The sequence below is a fragment of the Sulfurimonas sp. genome (assembly GCF_029027405.1).
Classification (GTDB): Bacteria; Campylobacterota; Campylobacteria; order Campylobacterales; family Sulfurimonadaceae; genus Sulfurimonas.
Genome location: NZ_CP093396.1, coordinates 2,521,419 through 2,535,853 on the forward strand (window position 1 = coordinate 2,521,419; position 14,435 = coordinate 2,535,853).

Below are 14,435 nucleotides of genomic sequence, written 5' to 3' on the forward strand. Positions count from 1 at the left end.
TATGACAAAATCGCTTAACAAGTCATAAAAGTTTTAACTTAACGCCAATACTTCATGCATATATCTAGGTTTACGCATTCCAACCAAGATATAATCTATACTTTCTCTTTGTTTTAAAAAATTCAATGCAAAATCTTGCATAGATAAATCACTTTTTTCAAATAAATCTTTAAACTTTAATCTTGTATTTTTAGAACACTCAAAAGCTACCATCTTTCTATATTCTATAAAAAATAGGTCTATAAAATTTAGCATCGTTTCTTTATTTTTTTCATCAACAACCTCTAAAGCTGTTCTAACATGAGGTAAAATTTCTGCAAAGAAAAATGAGTCATAATCTCCAATCCAGCCAAATTTATGTTTCGATACATCTAACTCTTCAAAAAGATTATATATTGGTTGCAACATATCATTATCACAAACTTCAAGTAATTCATTTAAATGATGATAATATTCTTGTGGCTCATTATAATCAGCTAATCGATACATCAAGTTATCTAGTTGTGCATTTAAAGGTCTATTAACCAAAACTCTCAAGCCATTTTCTTTAGCCCATGAAGCACACTTTAAACCTTCTTGCTCAAGTATATTTATTGGAAGCTGTATGGTGCTAAAACTATGAGTATCATTCCCAACATCTTCACTAGCTCTATCTGCTATTGTGATTAAATCTTCATATGGTAAAAATTCATTACTGTTTTGTGCTTTAGAAAAATTATTTGAGCTGATTCCATACGAAAGAATTCTTCCTTTTCTAACCTCTTCTTCTAGCGCAAAAAAAGCTCTATATAGCCTTAAATACATCTCGTCCAATCTCTCATCTTCATCAACGCCTTTATTTATAGCATCTAGAAGATAATATTCTGGATTATGAATAAGATAACAGCTTATTTGCTTCATTTCTAAGCGTTTTAATGATTGCGTTAGCTGATCTTGTAAAAAAGATTTTGAGATTGAGTGATAACAATCAGGGGCAAACTCTACAACTTCTTCAAAAGCTTGTTCCTTATGTCTTTTAAGATTTTCACCTTGAATATAGCCAAATTTACTTACTATCTCTACTTTTGATTTCGTATTTTCATCAAACTCTCTAAATGCTAAAGCAATAGCACGCTCTGCTCCTCCATCCATGTAGTTTGAGGATGTGTCAATCATGCTTATACCCAAGGTAATTGCTTCTTTTAAGCTTTGGATGTGTTGCGGATTATAATCACTTATTCTATAAGTTCCAAATGCGAAATTACTCATGTAAAGTCCTAATATTTAAAGTATTTTAGAATTGGGAAGTTGTATTTTTTAAATCAATGCGGTTTATGCGCGTAGGCTCTCTGTCGAAGAGAACCAAGCGTTAGTGTACGTTATACTAACTCTATAAACGCCATTGTCGTAGCATCACCACGACGAATTCTTGTTCTAGTAATTCTTGTGTATCCACCAGTACGATCAACATACTTAGGAGCAATTTCATTTACTAAAGTTTTTGTAGCTTCTTTACTTTGAAGCGCCGCGAATACTGATCTGTGAGCATTAGAGTCATTCTTACCAGCGATTGTGATAAGTTTTTCAACGTATGAACGTAACTCTTTAGCTTTAATAGCAGTAGTTTCAATTTTACCATGTTCTATTAACGAAATACTAAGATTCTTAAGTAAAGCAGCACGATGTGCACTTGTACGACTTAGTTTACGGTATCCATGACGATGTCTCATCTATTATTCCTCTTCTTAAGCCTGTGCGGCTTCTATTTTCTTTTTTAATGCACTAATTACATCATCAGCTAAGTCAGCGCCAACTGCAAAACCAAATTCTTGTAATTTATCTACGATTTCATCATATGACTTTTTACCAAGGTTTTTAACATTTTTTAAATCATTTTGACTCATTAATGCTATCTCACCTATTAGTTTTATGCTTGAGCGGTCAAGACAGTTAAAACTTCTTGCGCTCAAACCTAAACTATCAATATGAGTTGACAATTTTTTAAGATCAGGATTTTCTTCAACACGCTCTATTGTTGTTGCAGTTTTAATACTAATCTCTGAATTAAATACAGCTAATTGAGCATACATAACTTCTAAAGAGTTTTTAAACGCATCTAATGGAGTTATTTGTCCATCAGTTCTAATGTTCATGATAACTCTTTCAAAGTTAGGATTGTCTTCTACAAGCACATTCTCAATTTTATAAGTTGCACTACGAACAGGAGTGAAATAAGCATCTAATGCTATATATCCATCTTCTAGTTCATCGTGTGTATCTTCACTCGCTACATACCCAATACCCTGAGCAATTTTAATAGTAAAATTAAGAGTAGAGTCTTCATTTAGTGTTGCTAATGGAGCATCTGGTGTCACAACCTCAACTTCATCATTAATAAGGTCATTTCCTTTAACACTGCAAGGACCAACAAAGCTATAACTAATTTCTGATTCAGTGGCATCATCTTTAAGTCTAAAACGAATTTCTTTAAGATTTAAAATGAAATCAGAAATATCTTCAAGCATACCACGTACAGAGTCAAACTCGTGCTTAGCACCTTCTATTTTAATAGCTATTGGTGCATAACCAACTGAGCTACTTAACAGAAAACGGCGAAGTGGATGAGCTAAAGAAATAGCATAACCTGTTTCAAAAGGGTACGCCATAATATTTGCTTCATTATCACTAATTTGTTCTACCTCAAACTCTTGTGGAGCAAGGGGAGTAGTTTTAATTTTTTTCATTTAACGCCTTTTAATAACTATTATTTAGAGTAAAGCTCAACGATTAAACGCTCTTCAACAGGAATAACAACTTCTTCACGCTCTGGTAAACGAGTATAAATACCAAATACTTTCTCAGCATCTATATCAACCCATGGAGCTATACCAGTTTGATTAGTAAGTTCTATAGCGCGTACAACTTGTACATTTTTCTTGCTTGCTTCACGAACTTCAATTTTCTGACCAGGCTTAACACGGTAAGAAGGAATATCAAGTTTTTTACCATCTACTAAAAGATGACCATGAGTTACAAGTTGACGAGCGAAACGACGAGTTGATGCAAAACCCATACGATAAACAACATTATCAAGTCTACTTTCAATTAATGAAATAAGGTTTGTACCTGTATTTCCATCTTTTCTTTTTGCTTCAACAAATAATGCACGGAATTGCTTTTCAGAAACACCATACATGAATTTTGCTTTTTGCTTTTCATTAAGTTGTAAACCATACTCAGAAACTTTCTTGCGACGCTGACCATGTTGACCAGGACCGTAAGGTCTTTTTTCTAATGCAGATTTACCTGCTAAACGACGCTCACCTTTAAGGTTAAGACTTACACCAAATCTTCTTTCGATTTTTTCTACTGGACCTCTATATCTTGCCATCAGTAATCTCCTTAAACTCTACGACGCTTAGGTGCGCGACAACCATTGTGTGGTAATGGAGTAACATCTTTCATAAATGTAACACGAATACCTTCAATAGCACCAACAGCTTTAACAGCTGTCTCACGACCTGAACCTGGACCTTGAACTTTAATACCAAGTTCTTTAATCCCATGAATTTGAGCTTTTGCTACTGCATCTTCAACAGCTGCTTGAGCCGCGAATGGAGTAGATTTTTTGCTACCTTTAAAACCAAGACTACCAGCAGAAGACCAAGCAACCATGTTACCCATCTCATCTGTAATAGTTACAAGAGTATTGTTAAACGATGCAGCTATATGGCAAATACCACGTGCAATATTTTTCTTTACTACTTTTTTTCTAACAGCTTTTCTTTTTGCCATCTATAATCCCTTACGCTGCGCCGACAGTTTTACGTTTACCCTTACGAGTACGCGCATTTGTCTTAGTTTTTTGACCACGACATGGAAGACCACGACGGTGACGAAGACCTCTATATGAACCTAAATCCATAAGTGCCTTAATATCCATTGCAACTTTTTTACGCAAATCACCTTCAACCATATGGCTGGCACGGATCTCTTTTGTAATCGCTGCTACATCGTCTTCGCTTAATTCGAAAACTCTTTTACTATAGTCTATACTTGTCGCATCTAAAATTTTACGAGAAGCATGTAAACCAATTCCATAGACATACGTTAAACCGTATTCTATTCTTTTTTTCTTAGGTAAATCAACACCAGAAATACGAGCCATGGTTATCCTTGTCTCTGTTTATGTTTTTTAACTTTGCAGATTACTCTTACAATGCCTTTTCTCTTAACAACTTTACAGTCATCACACATCTTCTTAACTGAAGCTCTTACTTTCATAAGTAGTCCTTTGTTTATACATCTTTGCTGCTTTTAGGCAGGTATATTATTCTCACAAAATGAGAATATTTTCCTTGCCAATACTTGTATCTAGTTATATATAGTATATAAAGATAGAAATACTCTTTTGTTTTTGTTAAAACAGCAAAGCGGAGGAGGATTGTACCCAAATCAATGTAAAAGTTTTATTAATCCCATACTACACTAACGCCATATTCAGAATTTAATATAATCTGTTTATTGTAGTAAACCTTTTTATTATACTTTTTGCTAAGTAACTCAACTTCTAATGATTCTCGAGTTAGAAGTTCTCTTATCTCTTTATATGAAAGCCATTTTCCATATCTTGATAGTGAGTTTTGCCATATCTTAAAATCACAAGTAGAATTTTGAGTTAGTTCAAACATCTCTCCATCTTCAGTTTTCCATTTCGCGTTAGAACAAGCATATAGTTTTACTTTTTTTCCACTTACCTCTTTATCTCTAACTTCTATCTCTCCATCATCACAATATGGACATTTTCCTAAAATCATCTTTTGCCTCATCATCTTTTATTTAATGCATAATATGAAAAAAAAATTCTTAATTTAATAAATATGACATTTTGTAAGATTTTTGATAGAATTTCATCTATGAATACATATTTAAACAAATTTAACGACTCTATAAAAAATACACTTTTTTCAAAACTACCCTTAAATGAACAAAAATTTATACAAAACAAGTCACTTAAATTAAAATTTTCTTTTCAAGAAATAAAACAGATCATAGACATTGCACGCGACTTAAAAACTTGGAATGAACCAGGCATTATAAATATATTTCCTGAACATGAACAAAAAAAAGTTGTTTTTAGCAGGCTCCGTAAAACTTATGAAGATATTCGTTCCAAGCCAAATTCTTATGTAAATTTTAAACTGAAAAATATTTCTCAAGAACAAAAATATACTTTTAAAACACAAGCTAAAGATGGTTTCGGACTTGGACTTTGCCCTGTAGCATCTGAGAAAACAAGATGCTGTAATCTTTTGACTTTGGATGCTGTTGAGAGCTGTGGTTTTGACTGTTCATACTGTTCTATTCAATCATTTTACAATCAAAACACTATTACTTTTGATAGTAATTTTGCAGACAAACTAAAAAACCTTAATCTTGATAAAAATAAAACATATCATATTGGAACTGGTCAAGCATCTGATTCTTTGATGTGGGGAAATCGTGAGGGTATCTTAGACGCTCTTTTTCTTTTTGCAAAAGAAAATCCAAATGTAATTTTAGAGTTTAAAACTAAGTCAGATAATATAAAGTATTTCTTACAAAATGAGGTTCCTAAAAATATACTTTGTACTTGGTCACTTAACACTCCAACAATAATACAAAACGAAGAGCATCTAACAACTTCACTTGACAAACGCTTAAATGTTGCAAGAAAACTAGCTGACAAAGGCGTAAAAGTAGGTTTTCATTTCCACCCAATAGTACAGTATGAAAATTATCTCGATGAATATGCAAAAGTTTATGATAGACTTACACAAATGTTTAACCCACAAGAAGTTGCACTAGTTAGTTTTGGAACACTTACCTTCATAAAACCAGTTATAAAACAACTTAGAAGTAGAGAATTTAAAAGTAAAATAACGCAGATGCCATTTGAAAATGCTAGCGGGAAAAGTTCTTATCCAGATGCCACAAAAGTTGAAATGTTTAAACATGCTTATGAGAGTTTTAATTCTTGGCACCCCAAAGGCACTTCCTTTGGGGCGTACTCTAAGAGTGAAAGTAATACTGTTTTTTTCTACTTATGTATGGAAGGACACGATATGTGGAACAAAACATTTGGTTACCAATACTCAACAAATAACGACTTTGAAAGAGCTATGCTTAGTTCTTACGCAAAAAAATTAAATATGGAGTTTCTTATATGAACTTATTAAAAATAACACTAGTTTTATCATTACTGATATTTTCAACACAACTTGCAGCTAAAAGCCAAAAAAAAATGACAGTACAAGAAAAAAAGGCTAATTTTAGAAAACTAATAGCACCTGCAGTTGATAATGTATATAAAGAGCTAGATGCTCAATATAAAGATATTAATGCTAATATTAATAATCCAAGTTATGCCAAAAAAATATCTTCTCTTAAAAAAACTTATAAGGTTAAATCAAATGAAAAATTGCTTCTTGCATTAAAACCTCATCCTAGAAGTATAGCTGTTGCACAAGCTGCAATGGAAAGTGCATGGGCAACTTCAAGATTTTTTCGTGAGGGTACAAATATTTTTGGTGTTTGGTCTTTTAATAAAAAAGAACCTAGAATTGCTGCTGGAGAAAAAAGAGGAAAGAAAACAATTTGGTTAAAAAAATATGCTTCTATTGAAGACTCTGTTCGAGATTACTACAAAACACTTGCTCGTTCACATGCATTTTCAGAATTTAGAGCATTAAAAATGAAAACTGATGACCCTTATAAACTAGTAAAAAAGCTAGACCGCTACTCTGAGATGGGAGCTAAATATGGCAAAGAATTAGCGTCTATGATTAGGTTCAATAAATTTTATCTATATGATAAATAATTCTTTGAGTCACTATAGGCTATACGAAATCAAATAATAAACTTAACCAAAATCATACCAGCGAACTTCTCTTTAGCGTAGTACTCTATTCTATAAATACTTCCTCTTTTATCGATTGAGAAACGCTTAGGTATGTTGGATTTTTTTATTTTTATCTCTGTTTCTTTTCTACCTCTAGTTGTAAAACCGATAACATTGACACGATATTTTTTGTTTTCTTTTACTAAAAAGTTACCCTTTACCTCAACAAGAGTTCCAAATTTTACTTTTATTAAAATTCCATCTATTTTCAATTCAACACTTTGATTGTTTTTTTCATATACTTGATAATCAGCTTTTAGCCTTGTTAGTCGTCTATTTCCATATTGGATTGTATAACTATTATCTTTTTTAATAATAGTAAGAAGTGGATTACTAGCTTTAAAATTTAACTCTCCATCTTTTTTTATAGGAAAATACTTTAGTATATTTCTGATCTGTGAAAGTGGCAATCTTATTTTCTCATCATATAAAGATATATAGATATCATTATTTATAGCAGCATAAACACCTTGTGGATTTAATACAAACTTTCTTTTATACTCAATGCCCATAATATCCATGTACTTTTCTAAGGCAAGAAGATGATAGTAAACTCTTTTATTGGTCGGTAAATTTTTACTCGCTTCATTACCAAAAGCTGCTTTTCCTTGATTTATAGCGAAATAAGTAAGAGTTTTTTCCATCTCTTTATCGCCCTCTTTTGTTCTTGTGTTGTGTAAGCTATAAAAATCTTCTGCTTTTATAAGATTTTTATTTACATGTTCTACAATTTGCAATGATATTTTTTCAAGATTTCCATAAACTGGTACATCTATTGATGACTGGTCTATGATAGAGCATTGTCCCCAGCGAGAAGGAGAATGTAAGCTATCAACATAAGTTTTTCTATAATAACCACTGCCATCATGAAGATTCACAATAAGCTTTACATTTTCATCTTTTATGTAGTTTTTAATTCTCTCTACTGTTTCATATTCAGGGTCATTTTTTGAAAGATGTGCAAACTTTCTATTCATATCTCCATATGGACCTCTACTCCTTTTGATGATGCTATAAAAATTCAAATTTGGAACAATCCACACAGATCCTTTTGTAATTTCGTAGTGAGTTGAAAGCAGAGATGCTGAGATAAAACCACCCGGTTCATCTCCTTGAATACCACCAATTATTAAAAGAGTATTGTTGTCTTGTTTACCTTTTTTTATAAGGTTAAAATTAAAATTATTTTGAGCATTTAACAACAATGGCATTAAAAGTAAAAAAAGTAACCTAAATAACTTCAACATGCCACGGTTCAAACCGCACTCCATCGTTATTATTTTTGTTATATCGCATACTTATATAATCAAGCTTTTTCATTTTTTCAAACTCAAAAGTTAAAGCAAAATCAGAAGTAAAATTTTTATATCCCCAACCCTTTCTTCCAACATCAAAATCACTTATAGTATGGTAAGAGTAAGCAGGAGGTGCTATATCTAAAGTAGCTCTTGTTATATTTCCACCATTTCTATACAACTTATTGCAGTAAAGGCTTAGTTGTTTAAAAACATTTCTCACACCTGATGTTAAAACCAAAGTACTTCCAACATCTTTTCTCAATTTTGTATAATCTTCTAATGCCTTACCTTTAAAAAGATAGTGACCTGTTCGCGGTATTTTAACAACTGTTTTTTTAGATATTTTATTTTCTATATTAAAGCATGTTTTTTGGCCGAAAAAACCATATTGTTCTGTACTTTCATAAAACAATTTATCAATTAAAGACAATTCATCATTTGTAAAAGAACCTACCGCTGAGTAGTTTCGTCCATAATATAAAGCTTCTGAGTAAGAAACTAAATTAAAATTTGCAAAACCTACAAATTTTCTCAATCTTTTTAGTCTAGAATTTAAATTATTCAGAATTTGATACTCACTATATGATAAATATATATCTTTAGGGTTTTTAGTAAAATCATTTGCAAAAAGTGGCGTTAATGCCATAGTTGTTAAAAAAAATCTTCTGTCCATAATCATTATTATATCAGATTTTTGTATAATACGTATTTATAAAATATACATATGGGTTATGAAGACCCTAATAGGAAAAACCACTCAGCTTTTGAAGAAACTTTCAAACTTATTAAAATGGAACTTATACCTATTATAAGAATAGAATTATTATGATGTTAAACTTAATCATAACAACAAAATAAGCAAATATTTATCTATTATTAAGAACTATTAAACACAAATATTGCTATACTTTCCCACAAAGAAAAGGAAAGAAATGAGAAAAAGTTTAATAGTAACTAGTTTACTAGCATTTATAGCGACATCAGTCTTTGCAATTGAAGCAAAAAATGGTACATTCATTAGTTTAGAGGTGGGTTCTACTTCTTATGATGTGAAAGTAGAATATAAAACATTTCCATTTAGTTACACATTATCTGAGTCAGGTGGTTCTCAAGCATTAAAAGCTGGTAAATATTTAGGCGAAGTAGGTCGTGTCTATGCTACGATAGGCAGAGTTAATGCAGAGGATAGTATACTTAATTATGGTCTTGGTTATGATTACCTTATTTATAATAGCAGTGATTTTACACCATTCCTAGGAGCTACATTAGGATATCAACAAGTTGATATTGATAATACAAGTCTTAATTTATCTGGTTTAACATATGGTTTAGAACTAGGTGTTGATTACTCTATTAATAAAAACTTTGATATAGAGCTAGGTTATAGAATGAACTTTAACTCTAATAGTGATGCTATAACAACATCATATGGATCTGTTGAACTTACTATAGAAAATACTAAAATGTGGTACATCGGTGCTAACTATAACTTTTAATTGAACCCTCTGAACAAGCCAGATGATTCTTCTTTATACTAATATTCTATCATTTTAAAAATTCTCTTTCAATTTTGAAGTGAGTTTCTGTCTTGTTTTTCTATATTTCTACTATTTATTAGCATGTTAGAACCTTATTTTGTTCCTTTTGTATCAGTTCCTAGCCCTTACCAGTGCAGGTGTCCGTCTCAGATTATAACAAGCAGCCAACATAAAAAAGTGTTGTTGATTTTTATCTATTCCCCGATTATAATGCCCCTAAAATCTAAGACACCAATTCAGTAGGATTTATTTTCAAAAAAGCTAAAATAAGTAAGAATTATGGAGATAAATTATGAGTAGAAAACAAGGGCAAACTTATACGGCAAAACAGAAGACTAAAATAGTCTTAGAAATGTTAAAAGAAGATATGACAATAAGTCAGTTAGCAACTAAGTATAAAATCACTTCTCAATCATTAGGAAAATGGAAGACTCAATTTTTAGAAAATGCATCTTTAGCATTTGACTTGGGTGGAGCGACGAAAGCTTATAGAGATGAAATAGAAGAGTTAAAAACTGAGAATGATGGCTTAGCTAAGGCACTAGGAAAAGCAACTGTAAGAGCAGGTTTCGTTGAAAAAAAGCTAAAGAGCTTGGACTTATGTAATAAAAAAGCTTTGATCGAGTCCAAGCATAAAAAATTATCAATTTCAGAGCAATGTGAGATATTTGGTATTAGTAGAAGCCACTATTACTATCAACCAGTACCAATGAGTCAAAAAAACATCAAACTACTTCATAAAATTGATGAGATAGCTACAGAGAACTCAGAGTATGGTTATAGGTTTATCTACGAGCAACTCAAAGAAGATGGCTATGCCATTGGCAGAAATAGAGTCTTGAAATATATGGCAATACTTGGCATACAAGCAATATACCCAACTAAAAAGAAACTAACAAGTATTAAAAATAAAGAACATAAAATATATGAGTACCTCCTCAAGAAGTATTGGACTAGAGTTGGTAAGAAAAATACTGTCTATGTGCCTACTCCAAACGAAGTATGGAGTGGTGACATTACCTATATTCGTATTAACGGAGGTTTTATGTATCTGGCAGCAGTTATAGACTGGCATTCTAAAGCTATACTCTCCTATAAAATATTATCATGCCCTTGTGGTACTAATTCTATGGATGCAACACTTGCAACCGATGTGCTAGAAAAGGCACTTGCAAAGTATCCTAAGCCTAAGATATTTAATAGTGATCAAGGAAGTCAATATACAAGCAATGAGCATACTCAGATACTTAAAAGATATAATATTCAAATATCAATGAATGGGAAAGCTAGAAGTATTCACAATATAGTAATTGAGAGATTTTTTAGAACCCTTAAACATGGTAATATTTACATAAATGATTATCAAACTATTAGAAATTTAAAAGAAGGAGTTAAAGCTTATATCTATAAATACAACTTTAAGAGATTTCACTCAAGTTTAGATTATAGAAAACCGATGAATGTTTATCTTGAATATCTAAAAAATGTAGGGTAAGGTAACAGTTGCTTATGAAATTAAATCTTTAGGAAAGTTGTCTTGATTTTTAGGGGCATTATAGTGTTAACTTTCTTTTTTAGTTAACAAAATTTCTAAAATAACCTTCCTGTTTTGATTATTTAAATTTACACAAAAACACTCATAGCTTTAAGTAGCTATGGTTACCTTCATGCTTTTTTTTCTTAAAAAATATTACAAAAAGTTTCTATAATAATTTTATATTCATCCGTAGTTATTTTTGATATTTTTGAAGTTACTCTTTTTTTTGATATTGTTCTAATATGATTTAGTACAATATCTGAATCTTTATCTAAATTTTCTCGTTTTTTTAGTCGCATTCTAAATGGTAGCATATCTTCTATTAAGTGCGTAGATAGTGGAACTACTATAATGGTATCTAAAATCTCATTGGAATCATCATCTGATAAAATAATACAAGGTCTGACTTTTCCAACCTCATCGCCTTTTTTTGGGTTTAAATTTATTCCCACTATATCTCTTCTAAGCAAGTCCATCATCAACTCCAAGTTCTAAAAACTCCATATCTTGATGTTTTTTTAACTGCTTAAGTTTTGCTATTTTTTCTTTTTTCTCTATCTCCATTAATACAGAAGAAATCATATCTTTGTATTTTGCAGATATAAAATAACCTATATCTTGATGTTTTCTTTTATCTACTATCTTAGAAATAGTCATCTCTTTAAATAATGATGGTTTTGTTTGGAGAGCTGTTATACCATATTCTATCATTTTCAATCCTTGTATTTCAATACTTATAGATTATATCATATATATAGTATTTTGTACTTTTAAATCATAAAGTAGTGTATAATTCCATATAAATTTAAAATACGGAAAAACCAATGAAACAAAACGAATACTTAGAACTAGGTAAAATTAATACTCTCTATATAGATAGACTCACAACTCCAGGTGCTTATCTGATGGCATATGATGGAAACGATGTACTTTTGCCAGGACAATACTTGACTCCCCAGATGAAAGAGAGAACTCTTATAGATGTATTTTTATATACAGACTCAGAAGATAGACTTGTAGCTACAACACTCACTCCTACTGCAAAACTTGATGAAATGGCACTGTTTGAAGTTATAGATACGGTACCTTTTGGAGCATTTATGGACTGGGGGTTAAGTAAAGACCTTTTAGTACCAAATATGTTTCAAAAAACACCTTTTAAAGTTGGCGAAAAAAGATTTATAAAAGTAATTTATGATGAAAGAACCCATCGCCTTGTAGGGACAGAAAAGCTTGGTGATTTTTTAGAAAAAAGTGTACAAGGTATAAAACCTGCCCAAGAAGTTAGCATCTTAATAATCGCTAAAACTCCACTAGGATTTAAGTGTATTGTAGAAGATAAATACGAAGGCTTAATTTATCACAATGAAATATTTGAAACTATCAACATTGGTAACAAAACAAAAGCCTTTGTAAAAAATATCCGCAAAGATGGACATATTGACCTAAATCTTAGAAAAGCAGGAAGCAAAAAAAGTGGTAGTTCTGCCGATAAAGTTCTCTCACTATTAAAAGAGAACAATGGTATCATGCCATACAATTATAAAAGTGATTCCCAGCTTATAAAAGATAAATTTGCACTTAGTAAAAAAGATTTTAAACGCTCTCTTACAGCTTTAGTAGATGCTAAAAAAATAGAAGTTAAAGATACTGGCATCTACTTAAAGGACTTGAGCAATGGCTAAAAAGAAAAAAAGCATAGAGTTATCAAGTAAAAAAATAAGCTTTATTGTTGAAAAAGTATCATATAAAGTTATTCGTTACTATCCAACCGCAATGACTCTTGATGTTATGGTTACAGATGCAGATGGAAACAAAAAAGGCATGCAAAATATAGCTTTTGCACATATTCCTAAAGAAATAAAGAAACTTGTCAAGCCAAATTAACTATAATTATCCAAAATATAAAATAAGGTAAAAAACTATGTCTAAATCTTACTTAGATTCAACTCCTGATGAAAATGGATATTTTGGAAAATTTGGAGGATCCTTTATACCTCCGATGCTAGAAGCTCCCTTTGAGGAAATAAAAAAAGCATACAAAGAACTAAAAAAATCCCCAGCATTTATAGAAGAGCTTAAATATGTTAGAAAACATTATCAAGGACGACCAACTCCTATATCTTTTGCAAAAAACCTTACAAATTTATGTGGTGGAGCAAAAATTTACTTAAAAAGAGAAGATTTAAATCACACTGGCGCTCATAAGCTTAACCATTGTATGGCTGAAGTAATTTTAGCTAAGCATCTAGGCAAGAAAAAAGTTATAGCTGAAACTGGAGCAGGACAACATGGTGTTGCACTTGCTACTGCAGCAGCTTATTTTGGCTTAGAATGTGAGATTCATATGGGTGAAGTAGATATTATCAAAGAGCATCCAAATGTTGTTCGTATGAAAATACTTGGTGCTAAAGTTGTACCCGCCACTCACGGATTGAAAACTCTAAAAGAAGCAGTTGATAGTGCTTTTGAAAAATATATCGAAACTTATGAAGATACTTTATATTGTATCGGTTCTGTTGTTGGTCCGCATCCATTCCCGCTGATGGTTAGAGATTTTCAGTCTATTGTAGGACATGAATCTAAAGAGCAATTTTTAGAACATGAAAGCAAAGCACCAGATGCCGTAGTGGCTTGTGTTGGTGGTGGCTCAAACGCTATGGGTATTTTTGCTGGTTTTATTGATGATAAAGATGTTGAACTTCATAGTGTTGAGCCTATGGGTAGAGGCGATAAACTTGGTGATCATGCAGCAAGTTTAACTTATGGAGAAGAAGGTGTTATGCATGGTTTCAACTCCATAATGCTTAAAGATGCTGACGGGGAACCTGCTCCTGTTTATTCTATCGGTTCTGGTATTGATTATCCATCTGTTGGTCCTGAACACGCTCACTTAAAAGAGATAGGTAGAACAATAGTTGGTCTTTGTAACGATGAAGAAGCCGTAGATGCTTTTTACAAACTATCTCAACTAGAAGGGATTATCCCCGCTTTAGAAACAGCTCACGCTATCGCTTATGCAATGAAGTTAGCAAAAACTCTAAGTAAAGATAAAACTATTTTAGTAAATCTTAGTGGTAGAGGCGATAAAGATATAGACTTTGTAGTTGATAACCACCCTATTCCAAACGCTAAGTTTTAAG

19 protein-coding genes are annotated in these 14,435 nt (G+C 31.6%); 7 read left to right on the top strand and 12 right to left on the bottom strand.

The window, feature by feature from the left end; all coding sequences use genetic code 11:
* Positions 1-33: 33 nt before the first annotated feature.
* The 8 genes from MOV42_RS12265 to MOV42_RS12300 all read right to left on the bottom strand — a co-directional run bounded on the left by MOV42_RS12265 (position 34) and on the right by MOV42_RS12300 (position 4,796).
* Positions 34-1,248, bottom strand: coding sequence for an aldo/keto reductase (locus MOV42_RS12265; protein ID WP_324171466.1), 1,215 nt, complete (start codon positions 1,246-1,248; stop codon positions 34-36).
* 110 nt (positions 1,249-1,358) lie between these two features.
* Positions 1,359-1,709 carry a 50S ribosomal protein L17 gene (rplQ, locus tag MOV42_RS12270; RefSeq protein WP_324171467.1) on the bottom strand — a complete coding sequence of 117 codons (351 nt, stop codon included), beginning with the start codon at positions 1,707-1,709 and terminating at the stop codon, positions 1,359-1,361.
* Between the two features lie 15 nt (positions 1,710-1,724).
* Complete coding sequence (locus MOV42_RS12275) at positions 1,725-2,723, bottom strand: DNA-directed RNA polymerase subunit alpha (RefSeq protein ID WP_324171468.1); 999 nt, start codon at positions 2,721-2,723, stop codon at positions 1,725-1,727.
* Positions 2,724-2,743: 20 nt separating this feature from the next.
* Positions 2,744-3,370: a 30S ribosomal protein S4 gene (gene rpsD / locus MOV42_RS12280; protein WP_324171469.1), complete on the bottom strand. Its 627-nt coding sequence runs from the start codon at positions 3,368-3,370 to the stop codon at positions 2,744-2,746.
* Positions 3,371-3,381: 11 nt separating this feature from the next.
* On the bottom strand, positions 3,382-3,774 hold the full coding sequence (gene rpsK / locus MOV42_RS12285; RefSeq protein WP_324171470.1) for a 30S ribosomal protein S11: 393 nt from the start codon (positions 3,772-3,774) through the stop codon (positions 3,382-3,384).
* Positions 3,775-3,784: 10 nt separating this feature from the next.
* Positions 3,785-4,147: a 30S ribosomal protein S13 gene (rpsM, locus tag MOV42_RS12290; protein ID WP_324171471.1), complete on the bottom strand. Its 363-nt coding sequence runs from the start codon at positions 4,145-4,147 to the stop codon at positions 3,785-3,787.
* A gap of 2 nt (positions 4,148-4,149) precedes the next feature.
* Complete coding sequence (rpmJ, locus tag MOV42_RS12295; protein ID WP_011371958.1) at positions 4,150-4,263, bottom strand: 50S ribosomal protein L36; 114 nt, start codon at positions 4,261-4,263, stop codon at positions 4,150-4,152.
* Positions 4,264-4,451: 188 nt separating this feature from the next.
* Positions 4,452-4,796 carry a hypothetical protein gene (locus tag MOV42_RS12300; RefSeq protein ID WP_324171472.1) on the bottom strand — a complete coding sequence of 115 codons (345 nt, stop codon included), beginning with the start codon at positions 4,794-4,796 and terminating at the stop codon, positions 4,452-4,454.
* 99 nt (positions 4,797-4,895) lie between these two features.
* On the opposite strand from MOV42_RS12300, the gene MOV42_RS12305 reads away from it, so the two are divergent.
* A complete protein-coding gene (locus tag MOV42_RS12305; RefSeq protein ID WP_324171473.1) occupies positions 4,896-6,188 on the top strand; it encodes an SPL family radical SAM protein in 1,293 nt (430 codons plus the stop codon).
* Positions 6,185-6,838, top strand: coding sequence for a glucosaminidase domain-containing protein (locus MOV42_RS12310; protein ID WP_324171474.1), 654 nt, complete (start codon positions 6,185-6,187; stop codon positions 6,836-6,838). Before MOV42_RS12305 ends, MOV42_RS12310 begins: the two co-directional genes overlap by 4 nt.
* A gap of 29 nt (positions 6,839-6,867) precedes the next feature.
* Here MOV42_RS12310 and MOV42_RS12315 read toward each other — a convergent pair whose 3' ends face one another.
* On the bottom strand, positions 6,868-8,166 hold the full coding sequence (locus MOV42_RS12315) for a M99 family carboxypeptidase catalytic domain-containing protein (RefSeq protein WP_324171475.1): 1,299 nt from the start codon (positions 8,164-8,166) through the stop codon (positions 6,868-6,870).
* Positions 8,150-8,890 (bottom strand): M15 family metallopeptidase, encoded by a 741-nt coding sequence (locus MOV42_RS12320; protein WP_324171476.1) that lies wholly within the window; start codon positions 8,888-8,890, stop codon positions 8,150-8,152. The genes MOV42_RS12315 and MOV42_RS12320 overlap by 17 nt, the downstream gene beginning before the upstream one ends.
* A 259-nt stretch (positions 8,891-9,149) precedes the next feature.
* Here MOV42_RS12320 and MOV42_RS12325 point away from each other — a divergent pair, with 259 nt between their 5' ends.
* Both MOV42_RS12325 and MOV42_RS12330 read left to right on the top strand, forming a co-directional pair.
* A complete protein-coding gene (locus MOV42_RS12325; protein ID WP_324171477.1) occupies positions 9,150-9,713 on the top strand; it encodes a hypothetical protein in 564 nt (187 codons plus the stop codon).
* A gap of 334 nt (positions 9,714-10,047) precedes the next feature.
* Positions 10,048-11,250: an IS3 family transposase gene (locus MOV42_RS12330; protein ID WP_324170767.1), complete on the top strand. Its 1,203-nt coding sequence runs from the start codon at positions 10,048-10,050 to the stop codon at positions 11,248-11,250.
* 185 nt (positions 11,251-11,435) lie between these two features.
* Here MOV42_RS12330 and MOV42_RS12335 read toward each other — a convergent pair whose 3' ends face one another.
* On the bottom strand, positions 11,436-11,768 hold the full coding sequence (locus tag MOV42_RS12335; RefSeq protein WP_324171478.1) for a type II toxin-antitoxin system PemK/MazF family toxin: 333 nt from the start codon (positions 11,766-11,768) through the stop codon (positions 11,436-11,438).
* Positions 11,755-12,003: a hypothetical protein gene (locus MOV42_RS12340; protein ID WP_324171479.1), complete on the bottom strand. Its 249-nt coding sequence runs from the start codon at positions 12,001-12,003 to the stop codon at positions 11,755-11,757. Before MOV42_RS12340 ends, MOV42_RS12335 begins: the two co-directional genes overlap by 14 nt.
* Positions 12,004-12,116: 113 nt before the next feature.
* On the opposite strand from MOV42_RS12340, the gene MOV42_RS12345 reads away from it, so the two are divergent.
* Genes MOV42_RS12345 through trpB form a run of 3 tightly spaced genes read left to right on the top strand, consistent with a single transcriptional unit; the run spans position 12,117 to position 14,434 of the window.
* Positions 12,117-12,977, top strand: a complete 861-nt coding sequence (locus MOV42_RS12345; protein ID WP_324171480.1) for a S1 RNA-binding domain-containing protein — start codon at positions 12,117-12,119, stop codon at positions 12,975-12,977.
* Complete coding sequence (locus tag MOV42_RS12350; RefSeq protein WP_324171481.1) at positions 12,970-13,179, top strand: hypothetical protein; 210 nt, start codon at positions 12,970-12,972, stop codon at positions 13,177-13,179. Before MOV42_RS12345 ends, MOV42_RS12350 begins: the two co-directional genes overlap by 8 nt.
* 37 nt (positions 13,180-13,216) lie before the next feature.
* Positions 13,217-14,434 carry a tryptophan synthase subunit beta gene (gene trpB, locus MOV42_RS12355; RefSeq protein ID WP_324171482.1) on the top strand — a complete coding sequence of 406 codons (1,218 nt, stop codon included), beginning with the start codon at positions 13,217-13,219 and terminating at the stop codon, positions 14,432-14,434.
* Position 14,435 lies beyond the last annotated feature (1 nt).